The sequence below is a fragment of the Flavobacterium cupreum genome, from assembly GCF_003996965.1.
GTDB lineage: Bacteria > Bacteroidota > Bacteroidia > Flavobacteriales > Flavobacteriaceae > Flavobacterium > Flavobacterium cupreum.
The window spans coordinates 183,748-204,949 of record NZ_QWDM01000003.1 but is presented as its reverse complement, the minus strand read 5'-3'; the positions used below and the strand labels follow the sequence as shown (position 1 = coordinate 204,949).

The 21,202-nt window shown below is 37.3% G+C and carries 25 protein-coding genes; 14 read left to right on the top strand and 11 right to left on the bottom strand.

Features of this window, described 5'->3' with window-relative positions; genetic code table 11:
• Positions 1–32: 32 nt before the first annotated feature.
• Both D0817_RS05680 and D0817_RS05675 read left to right on the top strand, forming a co-directional pair.
• On the top strand, positions 33–683 hold the full coding sequence (locus D0817_RS05680; RefSeq protein WP_127337437.1) for a DUF1349 domain-containing protein: 651 nt from the start codon (positions 33–35) through the stop codon (positions 681–683).
• A 192-nt stretch (positions 684–875) separates the two neighbouring features.
• The gene (locus D0817_RS05675; protein ID WP_127337436.1) at positions 876–2,015 is read left to right on the top strand and encodes an acyltransferase family protein; all 1,140 of its coding nucleotides are present in this window, start codon (positions 876–878) and stop codon (positions 2,013–2,015) included.
• A 183-nt stretch (positions 2,016–2,198) separates the two neighbouring features.
• Here the strand turns inward: D0817_RS05675 and D0817_RS05670 are convergent, their stop codons facing one another.
• Together D0817_RS05670 and D0817_RS05665 are read right to left on the bottom strand one after the other, a co-directional pair.
• Positions 2,199–3,305: an NADH:flavin oxidoreductase gene (locus tag D0817_RS05670; RefSeq protein ID WP_127337435.1), complete on the bottom strand. Its 1,107-nt coding sequence runs from the start codon at positions 3,303–3,305 to the stop codon at positions 2,199–2,201.
• Between the two features lie 6 nt (positions 3,306–3,311).
• A complete protein-coding gene (locus D0817_RS05665) occupies positions 3,312–3,614 on the bottom strand; it encodes an ArsR/SmtB family transcription factor (RefSeq protein WP_127337434.1) in 303 nt (100 codons plus the stop codon).
• A gap of 283 nt (positions 3,615–3,897) precedes the next feature.
• Between D0817_RS05665 and D0817_RS05660 the strand changes: the two genes are divergently transcribed.
• Positions 3,898–4,392 carry a TlpA family protein disulfide reductase gene (locus tag D0817_RS05660; RefSeq protein ID WP_127337433.1) on the top strand — a complete coding sequence of 165 codons (495 nt, stop codon included), beginning with the start codon at positions 3,898–3,900 and terminating at the stop codon, positions 4,390–4,392.
• Between the two features lie 18 nt (positions 4,393–4,410).
• Positions 4,411–4,887 (top strand): hypothetical protein, encoded by a 477-nt coding sequence (locus D0817_RS05655; RefSeq protein WP_127337432.1) that lies wholly within the window; start codon positions 4,411–4,413, stop codon positions 4,885–4,887.
• A 165-nt stretch (positions 4,888–5,052) separates the two neighbouring features.
• On the opposite strand, the gene D0817_RS05650 is transcribed toward D0817_RS05655, so the two are convergent.
• On the bottom strand, positions 5,053–5,436 hold the full coding sequence (locus tag D0817_RS05650; protein ID WP_127337431.1) for a hypothetical protein: 384 nt from the start codon (positions 5,434–5,436) through the stop codon (positions 5,053–5,055).
• 219 nt (positions 5,437–5,655) lie between these two features.
• Between D0817_RS05650 and galA the strand changes: the two genes are divergently transcribed.
• Positions 5,656–8,490, top strand: coding sequence for a beta-galactosidase GalA (galA, locus tag D0817_RS05645; RefSeq protein WP_127337430.1), 2,835 nt, complete (start codon positions 5,656–5,658; stop codon positions 8,488–8,490).
• Between the two features lie 175 nt (positions 8,491–8,665).
• Here galA and D0817_RS05640 read toward each other — a convergent pair whose 3' ends face one another.
• The 5 genes from D0817_RS05640 to D0817_RS05620 form a co-directional block, all read right to left on the bottom strand.
• On the bottom strand, positions 8,666–9,085 hold the full coding sequence (locus tag D0817_RS05640; RefSeq protein WP_127337429.1) for a PaaI family thioesterase: 420 nt from the start codon (positions 9,083–9,085) through the stop codon (positions 8,666–8,668).
• A 67-nt stretch (positions 9,086–9,152) separates the two neighbouring features.
• A complete protein-coding gene (locus D0817_RS05635; RefSeq protein ID WP_127337428.1) occupies positions 9,153–9,743 on the bottom strand; it encodes a TetR/AcrR family transcriptional regulator in 591 nt (196 codons plus the stop codon).
• Positions 9,744–9,852: 109 nt separating this feature from the next.
• The gene (locus D0817_RS05630) at positions 9,853–10,128 is read right to left on the bottom strand and encodes a hypothetical protein (protein ID WP_127337427.1); all 276 of its coding nucleotides are present in this window, start codon (positions 10,126–10,128) and stop codon (positions 9,853–9,855) included.
• Positions 10,129–10,229: 101 nt separating this feature from the next.
• A complete protein-coding gene (locus tag D0817_RS05625; RefSeq protein WP_127337426.1) occupies positions 10,230–11,405 on the bottom strand; it encodes an MBL fold metallo-hydrolase in 1,176 nt (391 codons plus the stop codon).
• A gap of 101 nt (positions 11,406–11,506) precedes the next feature.
• Positions 11,507–12,094, bottom strand: coding sequence for a Crp/Fnr family transcriptional regulator (locus D0817_RS05620; protein ID WP_127337425.1), 588 nt, complete (start codon positions 12,092–12,094; stop codon positions 11,507–11,509).
• 101 nt (positions 12,095–12,195) lie between these two features.
• Between D0817_RS05620 and D0817_RS05615 the strand changes: the two genes are divergently transcribed.
• Both D0817_RS05615 and D0817_RS05610 read left to right on the top strand, forming a co-directional pair.
• The gene (locus tag D0817_RS05615) at positions 12,196–13,068 is read left to right on the top strand and encodes a helix-turn-helix domain-containing protein (protein ID WP_127337424.1); all 873 of its coding nucleotides are present in this window, start codon (positions 12,196–12,198) and stop codon (positions 13,066–13,068) included.
• 253 nt (positions 13,069–13,321) lie between these two features.
• Positions 13,322–13,732: a cupin domain-containing protein gene (locus D0817_RS05610; protein WP_127337423.1), complete on the top strand. Its 411-nt coding sequence runs from the start codon at positions 13,322–13,324 to the stop codon at positions 13,730–13,732.
• Between the two features lie 127 nt (positions 13,733–13,859).
• Here D0817_RS05610 and D0817_RS05605 read toward each other — a convergent pair whose 3' ends face one another.
• Positions 13,860–14,447, bottom strand: coding sequence for a DUF4142 domain-containing protein (locus tag D0817_RS05605; RefSeq protein WP_127337422.1), 588 nt, complete (start codon positions 14,445–14,447; stop codon positions 13,860–13,862).
• Positions 14,448–14,720: 273 nt separating this feature from the next.
• Between D0817_RS05605 and D0817_RS05600 the strand changes: the two genes are divergently transcribed.
• From D0817_RS05600 to D0817_RS05590, 3 genes are all read left to right on the top strand, one after another.
• Complete coding sequence (locus tag D0817_RS05600; RefSeq protein ID WP_127337421.1) at positions 14,721–14,993, top strand: DUF7218 family protein; 273 nt, start codon at positions 14,721–14,723, stop codon at positions 14,991–14,993.
• Positions 14,990–16,087: a DNA topoisomerase IB gene (locus D0817_RS05595; protein ID WP_127337420.1), complete on the top strand. Its 1,098-nt coding sequence runs from the start codon at positions 14,990–14,992 to the stop codon at positions 16,085–16,087. The genes D0817_RS05600 and D0817_RS05595 overlap by 4 nt, the downstream gene beginning before the upstream one ends.
• 141 nt (positions 16,088–16,228) lie before the next feature.
• Complete coding sequence (locus D0817_RS05590; RefSeq protein WP_127337419.1) at positions 16,229–16,876, top strand: DUF5661 family protein; 648 nt, start codon at positions 16,229–16,231, stop codon at positions 16,874–16,876.
• A gap of 71 nt (positions 16,877–16,947) precedes the next feature.
• Here the strand turns inward: D0817_RS05590 and D0817_RS05585 are convergent, their stop codons facing one another.
• Complete coding sequence (locus D0817_RS05585) at positions 16,948–17,406, bottom strand: hypothetical protein (RefSeq protein ID WP_127337418.1); 459 nt, start codon at positions 17,404–17,406, stop codon at positions 16,948–16,950.
• 186 nt (positions 17,407–17,592) lie between these two features.
• Here D0817_RS05585 and D0817_RS05580 point away from each other — a divergent pair, with 186 nt between their 5' ends.
• The 3 genes from D0817_RS05580 to D0817_RS05570 all read left to right on the top strand — a co-directional run bounded on the left by D0817_RS05580 (position 17,593) and on the right by D0817_RS05570 (position 19,687).
• Entirely contained in the window at positions 17,593–18,168 is a 576-nt protein-coding gene (locus D0817_RS05580) for a YciE/YciF ferroxidase family protein (protein ID WP_127337417.1), read from the top strand.
• Positions 18,169–18,248: 80 nt separating this feature from the next.
• Positions 18,249–18,977, top strand: coding sequence for an endonuclease (locus tag D0817_RS05575; protein WP_127337416.1), 729 nt, complete (start codon positions 18,249–18,251; stop codon positions 18,975–18,977).
• Positions 18,974–19,687, top strand: coding sequence for a DUF72 domain-containing protein (locus D0817_RS05570; RefSeq protein WP_127337415.1), 714 nt, complete (start codon positions 18,974–18,976; stop codon positions 19,685–19,687). Before D0817_RS05575 ends, D0817_RS05570 begins: the two co-directional genes overlap by 4 nt.
• A 121-nt stretch (positions 19,688–19,808) precedes the next feature.
• Here the strand turns inward: D0817_RS05570 and D0817_RS05565 are convergent, their stop codons facing one another.
• Positions 19,809–20,309 (bottom strand): pyridoxamine 5'-phosphate oxidase family protein, encoded by a 501-nt coding sequence (locus D0817_RS05565; protein ID WP_127337414.1) that lies wholly within the window; start codon positions 20,307–20,309, stop codon positions 19,809–19,811.
• 457 nt (positions 20,310–20,766) lie between these two features.
• On the opposite strand from D0817_RS05565, the gene D0817_RS05560 reads away from it, so the two are divergent.
• Entirely contained in the window at positions 20,767–21,114 is a 348-nt protein-coding gene (locus D0817_RS05560; RefSeq protein WP_127337413.1) for a hypothetical protein, read from the top strand.
• The last annotated feature ends 88 nt before the right edge of the window (positions 21,115–21,202 follow it).

The window sequence follows — 21,202 nt, the reverse complement described above, 5'->3', positions numbered from 1 at the left end:
CATCCCAATTAATAATTTTAATAAAAACACAAATGAAACGAATACTATTATGTACCACCGCATTCCTTTTATTTCAGCATATTTCGGCGCAAAGCCTGAATAAAATGCAGTGGTTTAATGAACCTGAAAAATGGGAAATTAAAAACAATGCATTGATTATGAACGTTACCGCAAACAGTGACTACTGGCGTATTTCGCACTACGGATTCACCGCTGATGATGCTCCGTTTTACTACGCCAGTTACGGTGGGGAATTCGAAGCCAAAGTGAAATTAACCGGAAACTATATTGCCCGTTTTGACCAAATGGGACTGATGATTCGGGTAGATGAAAAAAACTACATCAAAACCGGAGTTGAATTTGTGGATGGAAAATTCAATATCAGCACTGTAGTAACCCATGATAAAAGCGACTGGAGCGTCACAACCTTAGAGAAAGCGCCGCCTTTTGTATGGATAAAGGTAGTGCGACGTTTAGATGCTATCGAAGTATTTTTCTCTTACGACGATAAAACCTATATCCTGACCAGAAATGCACCGTTACAGGATAATACGCCTGTTATGGTAGGCTTAATGGCCGCATCTCCGGACGGAAAAGGTTTTGAAGCCAAATTTGAAAATTTCAAAGTAACGCATTTACCGGATCAGCGCAGAGTAGAATGGCTTAAAAATCATCAGGAATAATTAGATAATTAGACAATTAGATAGTTAGACAATTAGACAATTAGATAATTAAGACAATTAGATAATTATCTGGATTTAACACAAAGCTCTGCAGAGTTGTATGCATTTTTCATTGCGATCTTCGCGTAAAACCTTGCGAACTTTGCGGTTAAAAATCCGCTAACAATTAATAACTAACCATTAACCAATTTTATGAGTTCAATTCCATCAGTTATAGAACCAAAAAAACATTATGAAATTCTGGACGGCTTGCGTGGAGTAGCGGCGATTTTAGTCGTTGCTTTTCACATTTTCGAAGCCTTTTCAGGAGGAAACCGTTTTGTACAAATTATCAATCACGGCTATCTGGCTGTGGATTTCTTTTTTCTGTTATCCGGATTTGTTGTCGCTTATGCGTATGATGACCGCTGGGGAAAAATGACCCAATGGGAATTTTACAAACGAAGATTAATCCGTTTACAGCCCATGGTAATTATGGGAATGATCATTGGAGCCCTCTTTTATTATTTTCAGGCATCAGATATTTTATTTCCGATGATTGCCGGAATGGAAGTCTGGAAAGTGATCCTAACCATGCTTATTGGTTTTACATTACTTCCGGTTCCACCATCAATGGAAATCAGGGGCTGGGGAGAAATGCATCCTTTAAATGGTCCGGCCTGGTCACTTTTTTTTGAATATATCGCTAATATTCTGTACGCGCTGATTTTTCGCAAATTTTCAAATAAAGTGCTTTCTGTATTTGTTTTACTCTTTGCAGGAATGGTAATTAATTACACCGTTTTTGGACCAAAAGGGGATGTCATCGGCGGATGGTCCTTAAACCTGGAACAAATGAATGTTGGTTTTACCCGATTGTTATATCCGTTTTTTGCCGGAATATTGCTTTCCCGTCTCGGAAAACTTATTCATATAAAAGGCGCTTTTTGGATCTGCAGTTTAATGATCACGGTAATTCTGGCCCTGCCAAGATTTGGAGATGAAAGCAGTTTATGGATGAACGGTATCTACGAATCGGTTTGTATTATTCTATTGTTTCCTTTAATTGTTTCTATTGGTGCAGGAGGCGAAATAAAAAATCCATTCTCCTTAAAAATCTGTAAAGTTTTGGGGGATATTTCTTATCCGATTTATATTACGCATTATCCGCTTATTTACTGGTACACGGCCTGGGTGGTAGACAATAAAGTTTCGATACAGGACGGATATCTGCCGGGAATCGGGGTTTTGATTGCCAGTATTGTAATAGCTTATTTATGTTTGAAATTATACGACGAACCGGTTCGTAACTGGCTTCAGAAAAGATTTCAGAAAAGGCTTAAAGAGGCATAATTTCAAAGGTTCAAAGGTTCAAAGTTTCAGAGTATCAAAGGGAAAACCTTTGTCGCTTTGCACCTCTGCACCTTAATAAAACTAAAAAAAAGGGATGAAACTTTTAAAGTTTCATCCCTTTTGTATTAAGTTCAATCAGAGAAAACCTTAGCCCCTCTGAACCTTTGCATCTCTGCACCTTTTTTATTCTAAAACCAATGCTCCCAAAGCTTCTTTGCTAAATCCTTTTAATTCATCCGTTTTACCGGCTTTGATTTTGGCAACCCAGTTCGGATCCGATAAAAGAGGTCTTCCTACGGCCACTAAATCAAAATCACCCCTGTCGAAAAGTCTGTTTAATTCTTCAAGAGAAGTAGGCTGAGAACTTTCTCCTGCAAAAGCACCGAAGAAATCTCCCGAAAGACCAACAGAACCTACTGTAATGGTTGGTGCTCCCGTAACTTTTTTAGCCCAGCCTGCAAAATTCAGATCAGAATCTTCGAATTCCTGTTCCCAGAAACGACGTTGTGAACAGTGTAAAATATCAACACCGGCATCCACAAGAGGCGTAAGCCATGCTTCTAATTCTGTTGGATTTTTAGCCAGTTTATAATTGTAATCAGAAGGTTTAAATTGAGAAAAACGCATGATAACGGCGAAATCATTACCCACTTGTTTTCTGATTTCCTTCACCACTTCAATCGCAAAACGGTTACGTTCCGGTAATGTTTTTCCTCCGTAAATATCCTCACGTAAATTGGTTTCAGCCCTAAAGAACTGGTCAATCAAATACCCGTGCGCACCGTGAATTTCGATCGTATCAAAACCTAATCTTTTAGCATCAGCGGCAGCTTTACCAAAAGCAAGAATTGTATCTTCAATATCTTTTTCAGACATGGTAATTCCGTTTCTGAAATCAGGTCGGTTTAATCCGGAAGGACCTTCAAAAGGAACCGGCGGTACCCAGCCCGAATGATGATTGTCCATAATTCCCATATGCCAGATCTGTGGCCCCATTGCACCTCCGGCAGCGTGAACTTCATCAATCACTTTTTTCCATCCGTTTAAGGCCAAATCTCCATGAAAATGAGGGACGTTAGCATCATTTGATGAGGAAGGTCTGTCAATTACAGTTCCTTCAGATAATATTAAACCAACTTCGCCTGCAGCTCTTTTTTCATAGTAAGCAGCTACTTCATCTGTTGGAACTCCGTTTGGAGAAAAAGAGCGCGTCATTGGCGCCATTACGATTCGGTTTTTTAAATTTAACGTCTTTAGGTTAAATGGCGAAAACAGGTTGTTTGTACTCATAGTAATTTACAAATTAGATTGAATTAATTTACTGAGTGCTTCAAAGGCACCTTCGTTGCGTTTATAATAAGTCCATTGTCCAACGCGTTTGGCTTCTATGAATCCGGCGCGCTGTAAAATAGACAGGTATTCTGAAACTGTGGACTGTGTTAAACCGGCTTTGGCCTGAATTTGACCCACGCAGACTCCGTGTTCAAATCCGGCGTGTTGCAGCTGATCCGGAAAGTTGATTTCGGGTTCTTTCAGCCATTCCAGCATTTGCAGTCTGGACTTGTTAGAGAGTGCCTTAAAAATTTCTATATTTTCCATGCTGCAAATATATCGACTTTTCCCGATATACCAATTAAAGAAAAAATATTTAGCATAATTTTAAGATAGGGGATTTGATTAACGAAATATTGAAAGAAGTATTTATATTTGTTTACGCTTGATTTCTCAAATTGGTAAAATTGTTTTTTATTTGTTTCCCGCAGATGACGCAGATTTAAAAGGATTTTTTTAAATCTTTTAATTCTTTCATCTTTGGCTTCAATACAAAACTTTGCGACTCTGCGAGATTCAAAAAGCCCCAATAAAATAAACTTAATTACCTATGAAAAAAATCTACTTTGTTCTGGCTTTTACATTTTTTAACTTACTGAGCAGCAACGCTCAGGTCATTGGAGTTGAAGTAGGAGATATTGCTCCTGAAATCGATCTTCCCGATACAAAAGGAACCAATGTGGTACTTTCTTCTTTTAGGGGAGAATTGGTTTTAGTTGATTTTTGGGCTTCCTGGTGCGGACCCTGTACCAAAGAACATCCGGAACTGATAAAACTGTACAATGCTTATCCCGATAAATTTGCCATTTACAGTGTTTCTATGGATACTAAAAAACCGCTTTGGCTAGGTGCAATCGCAAAACAAAAACTTCCGTGGACGCAGGTTAGTGATCTGAAATACTGGAAATCTCCGGTCGTTGCGGACTACATGCTTCAATCGGTACCATTAAACTTTTTAATAGATAAAAACGGAATTATTCTGGCCAAAAATATTCACGGAAATGCCCTGAATGAAATGGTCAAGAGTATATTAGAAAAAAAGTAAAAGCAGACCCGAAATCCAATGGAATCAAAACTTAGTTTATCTGAATTTCGTGCAAGATTACAGCATAATACGGAGATTGGTTCTCTGAAAGCAACGCTGGGACAGGTTAGAGTATTCCCTGTATCGGGTGCTGTTAAACCATTTTACGGAATTTTTGATGATAAAAGTTTTCACCTGACGACCAATTCACTATCCTCTTCAACGCCCTTTAGTATAAAAGGAAAATACAAGAATAGTAATAATACACTTAAAGTAGAGTATGTTGTAGAACTAAACAATAAATTTCAGTTGCTTTGGAAGAGATATTTTCCAGTAGTCTGCATTATAGCAATTAATATATTTTTTATTTTTTTTGCGAGAGGGCTTAGAAGAGCATCTACAATTGTTAATTTATTTTTGCTTTTTATGGCTTTCTATTCGAGATGGAAGGAAGAGAGAAAGAGAAAAAAGATGGAACAAAAATTTGTCAGGATTTTTGAACTTAAAAAAGACTAGTACATATTTTTACCATTCCGGGAAGTAAGGAATCTTTTCGGAGATTGTTCACTTCCCGGAATGACAATGTAAATATGTTTTTAAAGCTTTGACAAAGGTCAGCAGAGCGGATTTTCAGATTCCAGCCAACCTGAAACCTGAAACTTGAAACTTTGAAATTGCGACTTATTCAGAATCCCCATTAACTTTCCTGACCCCTCCAAAACTGGTTTTCATCATTTCCCTGATTTGAAATTGTGTTTTGCTGCGCGTAATATTTTTCCATTCCTTAAAATCAAAAATATGAATTTGCTGTGCATTCGGATTGGTAACGAAAAAAAGCCTTGAGATGGAATATTTATAGGATTTTATTTCATTAGAAACATGGCGATTCGGAACTACAATAAGTATGGTTTCCCACTTGAGGAAATCTTTAGGAACATCTTCTCTTTCGGTTAAGCCAAGCGACTCAAAAAAAGCAACTATTTTCTGATCGTTAAGACTGTTAATCTTTTCGTCAATGCTTTTTAGGGTGCTATGAAGTGTGTTTTCATCTTTTATAACACTCATGATACGTATGGTTTTGTTTAATTTTATAAGTAAAATTAAGTTAAAAGAACAAGATTTGGCAAAGAAGGGCCGATAGAATGATTCTAAATTTTTAAGTGTTAATTTTCAGGAGCAAAAAATATAAAATATTACATTTTGACGAAATACTATTATTTTAATCGGTTTAAAAAGGATATTTTTATCGCTGTTTGCAAAACATTTCCGTTAACTATACTATCTATGAAAACTATTTCTCCTCAGGGAATTCTTTTATACTTTGTTTTTTTACTTTCATTCTGTTCTTTCGGGCAAAATAAACCGGAAAGAGATTTGATTTTAATCGACAAAGACTGGCGTTTTTCCTTTGGACATTTGTCCGACACAGAAAAGGATTTCGGACATGCGACGGGCTATTTTTCCTATTTGGCAAAAACAGGATTTGGCGACGGACCGGCTGCACCGGGCTTTGATGACCGTGCCTGGAGAAAATTAGACCTTCCGCACGATTGGGTAGTAGAACAGCCTTTTAGTGAAAAAGCGAGTTTTAGCCACGGATTTAAGGCAGCCGGAAAAGGTTTTCCTGAAAAAAGTATTGGCTGGTACCGAAAAAAAATCGAAATACCGCAATCTGATCTCGGACGCATTATTTCCATAAAATTTGACGGTGTTTTCAGGAATTCCAAAGTTTGGTTTAATGGGCATTTCCTGGGAACGGAAGAAAGCGGTTATAACGGTTTTGAATATGATGTTACAGCCTACATTCATTACGGAGGCGAAAACACCATTGTTGTCCGTGCCGATGCATCGATGGAGGAAGGATGGTTTTACGAAGGTGCCGGAATTTACAGGCATGTTTACCTTCAAAAAACAAATCCGCTGCATGTCATCCAAAATGGAACGTATGTCACCTCTGAAATCAAAAATGATACGGCAGAAGTCACGGCGGAAGTGACCATTGAAAACAAAGGAAATTATAAAGGGCCGCTTGCAATTGTACAAAATATCGTTGATGCATCCGGAAATCAGATCGCAACGGTTTCTGAAAATGCGACGGCACCTGATTTTTATAAAACAGCAAAATATATTTCAAAAGTAACAGTAAAAAATCCGTTGTTATGGGATATTGATTCGCCTAATTTGTATCGTCTGGTGACGCAGATCCGACAAGGCGATAAGATTCTGGATCAGTATGAGACTTCTTTCGGAATAAGAACGATTCGGTTTGATGCCGAAAAAGGTTTCTTTCTGAATGGCAAAAACATAAAACTTCAGGGCACCAATAATCATCAGGATCATGCAGGTTTAGGAACTGCATTGCCGGATGAACTGCAATATTTCCGAATTCAGAAACTTAAGGATATGGGTTCAAACGCCTATCGCTGTTCGCATAATCCTCCTACTCCGGAATTACTGGAAGCCTGCGATAAACTGGGCATGCTGGTCATTGATGAAACCCGCCTGATGGGAATTAACGACTATCACCTGAACGATCTGAAAAGAATGATAGAGCGGGACCGCAACCATCCGAGTATTTTCTGCTGGTCGGTTGGAAATGAAGAATGGAACATTGAAGGAAATACTACAGGTGAACGTATAACCAACGTGATGCAGGGTTTTTCGAAAAGCATAGATCCTGCAAGACCTGTAACGGTTGGAATCAGCAGCGGTTTTAAAAGCGGAATTTCATCGGTTGTTGAAATTATGGGGTACAACTATCTTGGAAACGGAGATATTGACGCACACCACAATGAATTTAAACAACAGCCGGGAATGGGCACTGAGGAAGGTTCTACTTTTGCTACACGCGGTGTTTACGTTACAGATGATGCCAAACATTATCAGAGTGCGTATGACAAAAAGCCACGCCCGTCTTTTTACAGTATTGAAGAAGGCTGGAAGTTTTATGCGGAACGTCCTTATCTGGCCGGAATGTTTATCTGGACCGGTTTCGATTACCGCGGAGAGCCAACCCCATACGGATGGCCATCGGTTACTTCTTACTTCGGAATGATGGATGTTTGCGGTTTTCCGAAAGACAATGTGTATTATCTTAAATCCTGGTGGGGAAAAGATCCCGTTCTGCACCTTTTGCCGCATTGGAACTGGGCTGGGAGAGAGGGTAAGGAAATAGATGTCTGGGCGTATTCTAATTGCGATGAAGTTGAACTTTTTCTAAACAAAAAAAGCCTTGGAAAGAAAAAAATGGAACGTCTGGGACATTTAGAATGGAAAGTCAAATACCAGGCAGGAACTTTGGAAGCAATTGGATATAAAGACGGCAAAAAAATACTGTCTGATGTGCAGAAAACAACAGAAATAGAAGAAAATATCAAGCTGACTGCCGATAAGCGAATTCTTCCGCATACCGATATAACAATTGTAACGGTAGAGCTGACGGACAAAAAAGGGCTTCATGTGCCGAATACCAACGATGAAATTAAGTTTGAGGTAAAAGGAGGAAAGATCATTGGAACAGGGAATGGTAATCCAACGTCATTAGAAAAAGATAAATTCCTGGATGAAATTACACTGGTTCCGATCACTAATTTTCAGGAAAGGAAAGCAACAACAGCTGAGGCTTCAACACAATTGTCAGCCAATACGGAAGAAGGCTGGAAAGAAGCTTTTAAAGACAGGGATTATAAAAATCAGGCACCATCGTATGCATACCGCGGCCAGTTTGACCTGAAGAATAATGCATTAACGAATATCGTTAGTTTCTTTTATAAAAAAATCGGACTCGAGACGACTATTTTTGTCAATGGAAACAGAGTTCCGGCAAGTGCGGAAGATTCGGATAAATACATTTTAAATTCCGGCATTTTAAGACAGGGAAAAAATACAATTCACATTGTAGCAAAGCCCCTTCAAAAATTAAAAGAATGGGATGTGATGAACACAGATCCCGGAATAATTCAGGTCATCACGCCATCGGAACCGTGGAAGCGAAAACTTTTTAACGGATATGCACAGCTAATTGTTCAGTCTGACGGCAGCGGAAATGATGTAGTGATTTCAGCCTCTGCCAAGCGTTTGAAGACGGGAGTTTTAACGATCAGTTCGGGAAAAAAATAAATTAAAAAAGAGCAACAGAATTTAATTTTGTTGCTCTTTTTTCAGTTAATACAAACAATAATGGCATTCGCCGGCATAAGCAGTTAATCACCCGGGAAGTGCCTGAAGGCAGCGCCCGGATTTCTGCTAATCAAATAGTGAATTTAGTGTAATTCTTTCTTGACAAGATTAGTTTTCAAAAGGTTGAAGTGGCCCTTGCAATCAATCGGGTTTCGGCAGCATTCCAGATTTCGCATTGGGCATTTACCATTTGTTTTCCTTTTCTTATGATGGCTGTTTTGGCAATTATCGTATCTCCAACAAATGCAGGCGTAAAATAATCTACCACAAGATTGATGGTTGTGTAAAAAGTTTCTTCATTGAGCGAAAACATCATTGCTCCGATACAATCATCGGCAATCGCGGCAGTAACGCCTCCGTGAAGGCTTTTTACAGGATTAGACATTTCTTCACGAACAACATATTTAAAAATAACACCACTTTCTTCGGCGGCCAGAACGATGGGTTTCATCCAGAGCATAAAAGGGGATGGTGACGCTGTAAATTCCCGGTCAATGTGATTTTTTAATGCTTGTAATCTTTTGTTGGTTTCCATTTGTTCATGATTATTAGTGTTTTGCATTATACCATTCGGTATATTTTTAAATAAAAAAAAGTAAGCGTTATTCCAGATCGTCTATGATTTTGTGTAGTGCCTGCATAATGTCGGATAAGTGGGCCAGATTTCCGGTTATTTTTGCAATCATAACCGCGCCTTCGATTATGGCAATCATCGTCAGGGCAGTTTTCTCCGGATCGATAGATTTGGCTTTGAATTCTCCGTTATTAATTCCCTGTTGGATTAAATCGGCTAATTGATCTCTCCAGGCCAGAATCGTATTTTCGACTTTTTTGCGAAGGATCGGATGCGTGTCAGCAGCTTCTGTGGCTGTATTAATGATAGGGCAGCCGCCCTCGGTTATCCTTAAATCATAATACTCAGAGTACAGACGCGGATAGACCAATAATTTGTCTTTAAAGGTTTTTTGTTTTTCAATTTCTTGTGCAAAGGTATCCTGAAGTTTCTTTACATTAAATTTGAATGCAGCAATTGCTACTTCATCTTTGTTTTCGAAGTTCCCGTAAATACTGCCTTTGGTAAGCCCCGTTGCTTCCGTAATATCACTCATGGACGTGCCGCTGTACCCTTTCATATTAAAAATAGGGGCAGTTTTCTCAATTATAAATTGTTTCGTTCTTTCGGCCTTACTCATGATAAAGGTAAATTATAGTGCAAATATATACCAATCGGTATTATTTTTAATGTTTTTGTGAAAAAGTTTCAGGTTTCAGGTTTGAAATGCGGTTAATGCAGGTATAGGTTTAACCGCAAGGGTCGCAAGGTCTGTTTATCGGAATGCGCAAAGTTCGCAAAGCTATTCCGCGCCGGGATAAACCTGAAACCTGAAACCTGAAACCTGAAACCTGAAACCTGAAACCTGAAACCTGAAACCTGAAACCTGAAACCTGAAACCTGAAACCTGAAACCTGAAACCTGAAACCTGAAACCTGAACTTTACAATAGAAAAGCGTTTCGACTTCGCTCAACGTGACAAGCGTTAAAACTGAAGACTGAGACTGAAAGCTGAGGCTGTTCAACGTTACAAATTTTAAAGCTTAAGACTGAGACTTAAGACTGAGACTGTTCAACGTGACAAGCGTTAAAACTGAAGACTGAGACCGACAACTGAGACTGCAAACTAATTAACCTCCTTCTTATACCCCAGTTTCCACCCTTTTTTTTCTTTAAAATAAGTCTCCGTTACGGCAACATTTCTGGCGTCTTTACCTTCCAGTTTAATTGTTTCGATATAAGTCAGTACTGCTGTATTTTCATTCGAGAAAACAATCCTGAAATCCTCGCTAGTCAGGGATTCTATTTTAGTTTTTGGATTCGGATTAAAACTTTGCAGAAATTCATTTTTGTTCAGGTCTTTATGATCTGCGGTCTGCAATATGAAATTAGTTGCTAAAAACGGACTGGCTGCATCAGATTTTCCTTTTTCCACAGCATTCAACAAATCATTTTCCTGTTGGGATAAAAGTTTTAGCAAAGGTTTTTCTTTAATGTATTTGGTTAATTCATAAGTCGAAACGGGCCCATTGTGCGTGGGATAAATAGTTTTTACCTTATTTTCAAGTGCAATTTTTTCAATCACTTTTAAATTCTGGTCAGCCAGTTGTTTGTTTTCGTGAAAAAAATGTTCCCTTACGTGATGGCCGTCAGGAGCCAGTCCGCCGCCTTGAGATTTGAAGGTTCCTACGAAAGCATCGCCGACAAAAAGATTTCCCCCAATCAGAATCAATAAATCACCGGGCGTATGGCCGCCTTTAATCGGAATGATTTTTCCGTTTATGCCATAAGGGGCAAGATCAATAGTCTTTTCAACAATGATGTCAGGCGTAAAGGGAGGATAATCTAAGTCGGAATAGGGACGAAGCCTGTTTCCCCAGATGCTGACATCTTCCGATTTTTTGAGTTCTGTTTTACCTGTTGTAAATTTTTCCAGATCTGCTTTGCTTCCGGCAATCTTAGTTTTGAAGGTTTGTTGTAAAAACCGGGCATTTCCTGCGTGGTCGCCATGGCCGTGTGTCAGTATGGCCAAAGTTATATTTTCCGGTTGAAAGCCTGATTTTTTTATGGAATTTATCAGACTGTCCTGATAACCTGGAACAGAAACTCCTGTGTCAATTAAAAGTAATTTACCGGAATTTCCTTTGATCAGATAGGCTTCTGAAAAATAATTGCGGATATGATACACTTCACTGTTGCTATTTTTGTTTTGTGCAGCTGCAGTAAAAGTTGTGATACACATTAGAAAGAGAAACAATACAGAAAAGCGTTCCCTATTGTTTGAATACATTGCCTTTTTCATTTTTATGATATTAAAATTAATTGTCCTTATTGACACTGCAAATCTGGGACAGAATAAGAAAAATAAAAATGAACTGGTTTAGGAAATAAGGTTGAACTGGTTTAACTTTTTGATGTTTTTCCGTTTCGGATTTTGCTGAGGTATTCGGTACTGAAGCCCAGATACGAAGCCAGGGCGTATTGCGGAACGCGCTTGGCGATTGCCGAATATTTGGTCATAAATTCATCGTAACGTTCTTCGGCGGTTTTGGTAAAATTAGACAGCAGTCTTTTTTGCTGAAAAGCCAGTGAGCGCTGGGTAATGATACGCTCGAATTTTTCAAGTTTCGGAATTTCTGCCAAAAACCGTTGCTCGTCTTCATAAGCGATCTGGATCAGAACTGAATCTTCCAGCGCTTCGACAAATAAAGTGGCAGGTTCCTGATAAATTAAACTGCTGTAATCCGAGATCCACCAGTCTTCTATGGCAAAAGATAAAGTATGTTCCTTGCCTTCCTGGTCTACCAGATAACCCCTGAAAGCGCCTTTTACGACATAGCTTTTATGTTGGCATACAAAGCCCGGCTGTACAATAAACTGTCTTTTTTTGACTTTTGTAATTTTCAAAAAGCCGGCCAGATGATTTTTTTCATCATCGGTCAGATCGACGTATCTGGAAATATAATCTATTACGGGCAGTAAATCCTTCATGTGGCAAAGATAAAATATTATTTATGGAACAGGAAGGATCTGTTTTTATTCTTTAACATTTTCGAATGTAAATCTTTGTTTGAATTTCATAACTTTGCCCCATGAAGGAAAACACTATTTCTGAACCAGTTGATTTTACTACTTCTGACTTAAAACTGAAAGGGTTTAAAGTGTACGAAGCGGGAAATGATTGCCATGCCATACCCACTTATAACCGAAGGGATTTTTACAAAATTTGTATCAATACCGGTCAGAATATCATTCAGTATGCGGACAGGGGTATTGAAACTGACGGCACTATTCTGTTTTTCGGCAATCCGCATATTCCGTATTCCTGGGAAATTACTTCCGAATCGTATCATGGTTTTGCCTGTGTTTTTACCGAGGAATTCCTGAAGGTAAACGACCGCTCGGAAAGTCTTCATGAATGTCCGTTGTTTAAAATCAGCGGAACGCCAATCTTTTATCTCTCAGCGGAACAAAAGACATTTATAACTTCTCTTTTTCAGAAAATGATTGTAGAGCAGGATACCGATTATGTGTTTAAAGACGATTTAATCCGAAACTACATCAATCTGATTATTCATGAATCCATGAAAATGCAGCCTTCCGAAAATTTCTTTAAACATAAAAATGCGTCTGCAAGAATTACATCCTTATTTTTGGAACTTTTGGAAAGACAGTTTCCAATTGAAACTAAAGATCAGCCACTTGTATTGAAAAATCCGCAGGATTACGCACAAAATCTGGCGGTTCACGTCAATCACCTGAATCGTTCGGTAAAGGAAATCACAGGAAAATCGACTACAGCACACATTACCGAAAGAATTATCAGCGAAGCAAAAGCATTATTACAGCACACGGACTGGAGTATTGCAGACATTGGATATTCGCTTGGATTTGAATATCCGAGTTATTTCAATAATTACTTCAAAAGGCTTACAGGAACGGTTCCAAAGTCGTTACGAATGTAAATTGTTTCAAATTCTTAATTTTTTGTTTGATTTTCATTATTTCTGATCGGATTTACCGTTGTAAATTTGCCCTCAGAATAAGGAATTATTGATCAGATTTCTTTTATCGGCTAAACATAAACTTCCATAAGCACACTCTTGCTTGATTTAGTTCCGGTACTGACAATAAATTTAAAGCTTTATAACAGTAAGGCTAAGGACAATACTCAAATAAATTTTAAATAGAAAACTAACTCAATTAATAACTAACTTTATGTCAACAAAATACACTACAGTTACTGAAGAAGGGAAAATTTCGAATTCGTATATGACCGGTGATGTTACTTATAAAAAACAAACCAGCGACATTCATCCCGAAAATACAGTTATCAAAGATGTTGCTTTTGAACCGGGTTCGAGATGCAACTGGCATATCAATTCAAGTTTGCAGCTATTTATAGCGACAGACGGAATTGGTTATTATCAGGAAAGAGGAAAAGGGATGAGATTGGTTCATAAAGGTCAGGTGCTTACAGTATTGCCAGGCGTAGAACACTGGTATGGCGCCACGCCTTTCAGTCGTTTTTCACATATCGCAATCATTACGGAAATCGATAAAGGCAAAGGAATATGGTTAGAAAGCGTAACCGATGAAGAATACAATAGTTTTGGAAAAAGCTACTAAGCTACTAAGCTGGTAAGATCCTGAGAAAAGAAAAACCTTAGCATCTCAGCAACTCAGTACCTAAAAAAATAAACCCCTGAACATTACTGTCCAGGGGTTCCCCAAAAAAAAAATACCAATACCAATTCTATTTTTTGTCTAAATTTTGCTTAAGCATTTTAGCATGTTCCAAATGAGCTGTTAAACCGGCAATATTATTTGATGCCCAAATTTTAACATCTTCATCTTTAGCATCCTCAGAAGCTTTCTTTAGTTTATCAATTGCTTTTTCGTGACCGTCGATCATCATGTCAGCAAATTTTTTGTCAAAATCAACTCCTGATTTTTCGTTTAGTTTATTGTATTCTTCCTGTCCTTCTTCTGTTAAAGATGTTGGAAGAGTGAAATTTTTTGTTTTAGCCAAAGCGCTCACTTCTGAAGCAGATTTAGTGTGCTCATCAACCAACATTTTACCAAATTTTTTCACTTCTACATTAGTACTTTTGGTCTGAGCCAGTTTTCCGATTTCAATTTCGGCTAAATTCACTTCAGCGATATCTACTAAAAATTCAGAATCGTCTTTTTTATCGTCTATAGAGTCAAATTTAGCTTCATTCGTATCTTCAGCAACCTCTTTCGGGTCTTCTTGTTTAGGTTCATTTTTGCAGGAATTTAGGAATATAATGATTAGTCCGGCGCCTAAAATAACTTTTCCTGCTAGTAGTAACTTTTTCATGATTTTGTGGTTTAAATGTTATGATGTAAAATTATTTAGAACAAGGAAGAATATTTTACAGCATTTTTGAAAAATGTTACAGGATTTAAATATTACCCATAAAAAAGCAGGAATTAAATAGTAAATAGCAATTCATATTAGTAACAGCTATTTCAACAAACACTTTGGCTTATAGTTAATTATGAAAACTTATTCAAAAATTCTATAACGCTGTTTTCGCTGTTTATAATGAATTTTGACTTAACCATACATAATCACTTAAAACTTATTGTTATGCCAGATCCAGGAATTAAAAACGAGGAACAATACGATGCGCTTTTAAAAAAAGGAGATAGTGAAGAAAAATCAGTGCATATTTCAAACACTCCTGATTCACGAGAGAAAAGAGGTCACGCAAAACTTTACGAAGAATGGACAAAAGATGAACTGTACGAACAAGCCAGAAAAGAAGGCATTTCGGGGCGTTCTTATATGTCGAAAAAAAATCTTATCAAATCATTGCGCAACAATTATATTGCCAAATTAATCTTTGAGAAAAAAATATGAATGCTAAAATCGACCAGGGAAAACTACTGGAGCAGTTAATAAAAACGCCACAGCTGGTTTTGGAAAAATTAGATTTAATTTACGTAAACGATCATAAGCTTACTATACAACGTTGTAGAGAAGGCGGGGGGTTCGTTTATAAAAAGAATGGCAGATGCGTTAAAAGGAAAAGTGAATTAAAGCGCTTTAACAGTTTAGTGCTTCCGCCTGCCTGGGAGAATGTAAGGATTACAGATTTAACCAACGGACACCTTCAGGCCGTTGGAACAGATGATAAAAACAGAAAACAATATCGCTATCATCCGAAATGGAATCTGATCAGGAACCAGACGAAATTTTATAAAATAGCCGAATTCGGAAAGTTTCTTCCTAAGATCAGAAAGCAGGTCGATTTAGATCTGGAACAAAAGGAATGGAACAAAAACAAGGTTATTGCACTTGTCATTCGCCTGATGGAGGAAACGCACATTAGAATCGGAAACGAAAAATACGCCAAAGACAACAAATCCTACGGGCTTTCGACTTTGCGCAAAAGACATATTAATATTGACCGCAATTCACTTCGATTTGAGTTTATTGGAAAGAAAGGAAAGCAGCATACCATCACGACCAGAAATAAACAACTGATAAAATTAGTAAGCCGCTGTGAAGAAATCCCGGGTTGGGAAGTGTTTAAATACTACGATGAAAATGGCGAACGAAAAGTTCTGGACAGTCATATGGTGAATGAATACCTGCATGAAATTTCGGGAAAACATTTTAGTGCGAAAGATTTCAGAACGTGGGCAGCTTCCCTGATATTTTTTGAAACTTTAATGAATATAGGAATTGCCGAGGAAGAAAAAGAAATAAAAAAGAATATTTTGACTGCTATTGACAGTACGGCCGAAGCACTGGGAAATACCAGAAGCGTGTGCAGGAATTATTATGTACATCCGTTAATTGTAGCGGGTTACGAAGATGGTTCTCTCGGAGAATATTTTGATAAAGTCCGTAAAAATCGAAGCAATCAAAAATATTTTTCACGTTCAGAAGTCGTTTTTTCCGAATTAATCGGAAGCTTTCAGCCCGAATTTTCAAACGGATTGAGCTAAAAATTGATCGTATTGAGTTAAGGTGTTCGTATTAAAAATAGCAATTTTGAAGCTATAAAGGAGTTTAGATTGGGAAAGCGACACATATATCTATTTTTAGATGGATGTGTCGTTTTAATTTTAAAACAAAATTATAAAGTTATGGGAACTAAAAGTGGCGCTTATCAGGATGTATATATAAAAAGGGAAGATGAGATGGTAAGTTTAAAAAATGATGTAACAGATTTTTGTGAAAAGTACATCAGACCTGTTCATCCGGAAAATTGGGACTGGTCGGTAAGAGATTTCGAAAATCCGGAAAACGATCCAACCATTAACGAAGCAAGAGCAATTGCTGCCGTTGTTTATAATGATTTGCAAACAAATACCGATACAGACGTTGATTTGTCAACGATGAATAATGTCGAAGCTATTAAAGCCTATTTAAATCCGAATAGCAAACACGAAAGATTTAATATGGAAGAATTTGCTTTTGCCTTAAAAGTGGAGTTAGAGCACGGAAAAATAAAGGATGTCAATGTAACGAACAACCACCCGTTCCTGACGGCCATGATCGCACTGGCGCATATGACGGAAAGCCTGACGTATTACAAAAGATTAGCCGTAATGGAAGCACAGGGTGAGATCTATGAGATCATGCGTAAAATCGAAAGTTCCACTACCGGAAAAGAGGAGTGGTATAAAGAATTAGGCAAAGCAGAACAGGAACTAAATGAAGCCAGATCCGGTCTCGCAGAACGCCTGGAAAGAATGGATGATATTCCTCCCTTGGAAAAAATAGGGGATTAGGTTTCACAAAATATAAAATGCAAAAAAAGCCGTTACATCTAGTAACGGCTTTTTTGATTCTTTCTCCTGAATTAGAATTTTCTTGGATCATTGTCCGGATAAGTATCTCCTGAATCTTCTTCCTCGATTTCATCTTCTTCAAGGTCATCTTCCAGGTCATCTTCATCGTCATCCTGATCGATGTCTTCCAGATCTTTATCCGTTTCCGTAAAATCATCGTCAACATCTTTTGGATTGTCAAATTCGTCGTTTAAATCTTCCTGATCTTCATCGTGCTCGATATCACCCGGCGCATGAAAATCATCGTCCAGATCATCAATTTCATCATAATCGCCTTCATCATTGGTGATTTGTCCCTGATCCGGGATGGCTTTATTCGGATCGTAGCCATTTATGGTGCGGCCATAACTTTTAACGTTATAATTATGGTTTCCTTTTCTTATTTCATCATTGCTATACAGTACTTCATTCATGATAGCATTTTGCTTGTTTAAGTTAACCGTTCTCATTTTTTTATTCTTAGTTTCCATGATATAAAATTTTACTAGTTAGTATTACAAATCTACCATGTGCCCTGTTCTTTTTTCTTACAGAATTTTAATTCCTAATTCTATAATTTACAGATGTTTATATTGTAATTTAAGAAAAAAAGCGTGTAACAAATTCGTTTTCATTGCATGTAATTTTACCTTATTAATTATAAATAAAATTATATCATGGAAACTAAAAGTAAAAAACAGACCACAGCAAAACAAACGACCAAGGCCGGTGTGACCAAACCAAAATCAAATGCTGCTTCCGGGCTTACGGAACTTTTTGAAGATGGACTAAAAGACATTTATTGGGCTGAGAAAGCTTTAACAAAAGCAATTCCACTAATGGCAAAAAATGCTACTTCACCTGAACTGATAGATGCACTGACAAGCCATTTAACTGAAACAGAAGAACAGATAGCACGTTTAGAACAGGTTTTTGAATCGATCGGTAAAAAAGCAAGCGCAAAAAAATGCGATGCCATGGAAGGTTTAATCGAAGAAGGTAAAGGTATCCTTGAGGAAACTGAACCGGGTGTAGTGCGTGACGCAGGAATAATTGCGGCTGCCCAAAAAATTGAACATTACGAAATTGCCACTTACGGTACGTTAAGACAATTTGCCGAAACGCTGGGTCTTACTGATGCTGCTGCCTTATTGGAGCTAACATTAGATGAAGAAAAAGGAGCTGACAAAAAATTAACGGAAGTTGCCGTAGCTGCCATCAATATTGAAGCGGCAGAAGAAGATGAAAATTAAGCTGCTTAAAAAGAAAAAGTGTTGTTTTGGCAGCACTTTTTCTTTTATAATTATTTCTGTCTCATAAAAATATAATTCTCATGCCCGAAGGTCCTTCAGTTGTAATACTTAAAGAAGAAACACAGCAATTTTCAGGACAGAAAGTAATTTCTGTTTCCGGAAATACTGCTGTTGATATTCAAAGAATAAAAGGCAAAACAGCCTCTTTTAAAACCTGGGGAAAACACTTTCTGATTTGTTTTGACGATTTTACGGTCAAAATCCATTTACTGATGTTTGGTACCTACAGGATTAATGAACGAAAGGAAACCACACCGCGACTGAGCCTGGTTTTTTCGAATGGTGAACTCAACTTTTATACCTGTTCGGTTAAAATTCTGGAAGGCGATATCAACCTTCATTATGACTGGAGCCAGGACATTATGAATAAAGACTGGGATCCGGAAAAAGCAAAACAAAACCTGGATAAAATCCCAAAACAAAAAATCTGTGATGCCTTACTCGATCAGGATATCTTTTCCGGAGTGGGCAATATTATAAAAAATGAAGTTTTATACCGTTGCTACACCCATCCTGAATCGCTGGTAGGAGCAATTCCGACGGATAAAATAAAAGAATTAATAGACGAATGCTCTGTTTACAGTTTTCAGTTTTTGGAATGGAAAAAGAAATTTGAACTGAAAAAGCACTGGCTTGCGCATACCAAAAGCGTTTGCCTGCGTTGCAACCTTCCTTTTATAAAAAAACATACCGGCGTAAAAAGGCGAAGAAGTTTTTTTTGTACCAATTGTCAAAATTTATATCAATGAAAAGTGAACTTTTAATCGGCTGTTCCAGTTATAATAACCGTTATTGGAAAGGCATTTTCTATCCTGAAAATTTACCCACATCCAAATGGTTCGATTATTATTGCGAGCATTTTGATACTTACGAAATGAATGGTACTTTTTACAAATTCCCAACCGTAAGGATATTTGAAAACTGGTATAAAAAAGTACCGGATAATTTCCTTTTTTCTGTAAAAGCACCAAAAGAAATCACGCATATCAAAAAATTTTCGGATTGCGAAACATTGCTTTCTGATTTCTATACTATTTGTGAAACCGGTCTGCAGCATAAGCTGGGTCCGATATTATTTCAGTTGCCTCCGAGTTATGATTTTAGTGAAGAAAAACTTCAGAACATAATAAAATCACTCGATACAAAATTTATGAATGTGATTGAATTCAGGAATAAAAGCTGGTGGAATCAGCAGGTTTGGGATACTTTGGCACAAAATAAAATCACTTTTTGCAGTGTCAGTTATCCGGGATTGCCTGATATTGTTTTAACGGGATTCCCAATAGTTTACATTCGCCTGCATGGCGATCAGAAGTTGTTTTATTCGGGATATTCAGCAGAAAAATTAGAAGAAATAAAAAAGGAAATTCAAAATACCTCCAAAAAAGCTTTTGTCTATTTTAATAATACCGCAGGCACAGAAGGAATTTTGAATGCGCTGGCTTTTAAAGAATTGTAATTTATTTAAAATCACTTAAAAAGAAAGCAAAACAGGTCATAACGACAAAGGAGCAATCATATTCCGGAATCTGCTGGTTATGATTGCTCCTTTGTCTGAAATGACAAAAAACGACAGGAATTTACAATTTCAAAGTTCCTTCAATTCCGTCATCCATTGTTTTTCCACTTACAAATGCAGCTGTCATTTTTGCAATGGCAACCACTTTTCCGTGTTTATTGTTCCAGTAGTAACCATCTTCAGATACCACTTTAATCACGCATAAGTTCGGATCATCAATTCCGCCTGGCATCCACACTTTTACAATCGGGTCCCATAATTCTTCTATGATTTCGCGTTTGTAAAGTATTGTTGCTGTTCCGTGTAGGGTTAAAAACTTATCATGTGGTGCAGCAAAAAAGATTTCTACCAAAGGATTTAAGGTAATTTCCGCATTCTGACTGCTGTTTCGGTCTGATAGGAACCATAATTGTCCCAGTTCATCAATTTTCTGAACAGACATTGGTCGCGATTGCAGTCGGGTCTCTTTATAGGTACAAAACATGCATGTTTTTATATCTTCTGCCAGATCTTTTATTTTATCTGCAGCAAGTTCATCTGTAAGGTCTTTATGATCTCCCATAACTTTATTTTTTAATTGGTTATTACTTTAATTTTTATAAAAATTCTGATGTAAATCAAAATTTATTGTAAGCGTTTCATAATGACAAAGTTGCTCTTTTTGCTCTCTTTTCGGGTTACAGAATTTTGCTTTTAAATTATGAGATTTCAATTTGCGTTTTTTGTCAGAATTTAAAAACAAATTATTAAATAACTTTAGCGCAATTATATTTGAGGTTTAAAAACTGTTTCCTGCAAACCATGATGAATTTTACTCTGGGCAATTGGTCGTAAAACAACTATTTGTACTGGTAAACAGTTACAATTGCCCTATGTGTTTTTACATATATCACAGTAAGATGAATTCTGAAGCATTGATTGTAAATGAGCTAAGATTTAAATGTATTGAGTTAAGGTTTTTCGTTATGATTGCTGAAATTTGGATAAACAGATTGCAAAACATACTAAAAATAAAGATCATGAAAAGAGAATATTCAAAAAACGAAACCGACTATATCAAAAAATATCAGGACGAAGGATATACCTGCAACTTTCTGTTTCAGGAAGGGAGCTTAATAGACTCAGAAACCAAATACAGTTATCCTCCGGAAGAAATTTTTATTGTTGCACACCATCGTTACGAGGGCATGAGTGATCCGGATGATATGTCTATATTATATGTCATAGAAACCAAGGATGAGAGAAAAGGAACTCATCTGATCGGATACGGGCCAACTGCCGATTTGGAAGAAGCAGAATTCTTTAAGGATATTCCAAAAAAGAATTATTCTAAAAATGCGGATATTAACGAAATTGCTTCAGAGTAATTTCATTTGAAAAAGGATACTCCGTAAAAAGAAATCACTATTTTATTTTGCTGGGAAAGCAGTTATTCAGGATAAATTTCTGAGTAGC

Coding starts and splice junctions, on each gene's coding strand:
- D0817_RS05595 (WP_127337420.1), top strand. CDS start 14,990: ATGAATGCTAAAATCGACCAGGGAAAACTACTGGAGCAGTTAATAAAA.
- D0817_RS05610 (WP_127337423.1), top strand. CDS start 13,322: ATGTCAACAAAATACACTACAGTTACTGAAGAAGGGAAAATTTCGAAT.
- D0817_RS05670 (WP_127337435.1), bottom strand. CDS start 3,305: ATGAGTACAAACAACCTGTTTTCGCCATTTAACCTAAAGACGTTAAAT.
- D0817_RS05580 (WP_127337417.1), top strand. CDS start 17,593: ATGGAAACTAAAAGTAAAAAACAGACCACAGCAAAACAAACGACCAAG.
- D0817_RS05575 (WP_127337416.1), top strand. CDS start 18,249: ATGCCCGAAGGTCCTTCAGTTGTAATACTTAAAGAAGAAACACAGCAA.
- D0817_RS05620 (WP_127337425.1), bottom strand. CDS start 12,094: ATGAAGGATTTACTGCCCGTAATAGATTATATTTCCAGATACGTCGAT.
- D0817_RS05655 (WP_127337432.1), top strand. CDS start 4,411: ATGGAATCAAAACTTAGTTTATCTGAATTTCGTGCAAGATTACAGCAT.
- D0817_RS05590 (WP_127337419.1), top strand. CDS start 16,229: ATGGGAACTAAAAGTGGCGCTTATCAGGATGTATATATAAAAAGGGAA.
- D0817_RS05615 (WP_127337424.1), top strand. CDS start 12,196: ATGAAGGAAAACACTATTTCTGAACCAGTTGATTTTACTACTTCTGAC.
- D0817_RS05605 (WP_127337422.1), bottom strand. CDS start 14,447: ATGAAAAAGTTACTACTAGCAGGAAAAGTTATTTTAGGCGCCGGACTA.
- D0817_RS05625 (WP_127337426.1), bottom strand. CDS start 11,405: ATGAAAAAGGCAATGTATTCAAACAATAGGGAACGCTTTTCTGTATTG.
- D0817_RS05635 (WP_127337428.1), bottom strand. CDS start 9,743: ATGAGTAAGGCCGAAAGAACGAAACAATTTATAATTGAGAAAACTGCC.
- D0817_RS05675 (WP_127337436.1), top strand. CDS start 876: ATGAGTTCAATTCCATCAGTTATAGAACCAAAAAAACATTATGAAATT.
- D0817_RS05660 (WP_127337433.1), top strand. CDS start 3,898: ATGAAAAAAATCTACTTTGTTCTGGCTTTTACATTTTTTAACTTACTG.
- D0817_RS05565 (WP_127337414.1), bottom strand. CDS start 20,309: ATGGGAGATCATAAAGACCTTACAGATGAACTTGCTGCAGATAAAATA.
- D0817_RS05570 (WP_127337415.1), top strand. CDS start 18,974: ATGAAAAGTGAACTTTTAATCGGCTGTTCCAGTTATAATAACCGTTAT.
- galA (WP_127337430.1), top strand. CDS start 5,656: ATGAAAACTATTTCTCCTCAGGGAATTCTTTTATACTTTGTTTTTTTA.
- D0817_RS05560 (WP_127337413.1), top strand. CDS start 20,767: ATGAAAAGAGAATATTCAAAAAACGAAACCGACTATATCAAAAAATAT.
- D0817_RS05585 (WP_127337418.1), bottom strand. CDS start 17,406: ATGGAAACTAAGAATAAAAAAATGAGAACGGTTAACTTAAACAAGCAA.
- D0817_RS05665 (WP_127337434.1), bottom strand. CDS start 3,614: ATGGAAAATATAGAAATTTTTAAGGCACTCTCTAACAAGTCCAGACTG.
- D0817_RS05640 (WP_127337429.1), bottom strand. CDS start 9,085: ATGGAAACCAACAAAAGATTACAAGCATTAAAAAATCACATTGACCGG.
- D0817_RS05680 (WP_127337437.1), top strand. CDS start 33: ATGAAACGAATACTATTATGTACCACCGCATTCCTTTTATTTCAGCAT.
- D0817_RS05600 (WP_127337421.1), top strand. CDS start 14,721: ATGCCAGATCCAGGAATTAAAAACGAGGAACAATACGATGCGCTTTTA.
- D0817_RS05650 (WP_127337431.1), bottom strand. CDS start 5,436: ATGAGTGTTATAAAAGATGAAAACACACTTCATAGCACCCTAAAAAGC.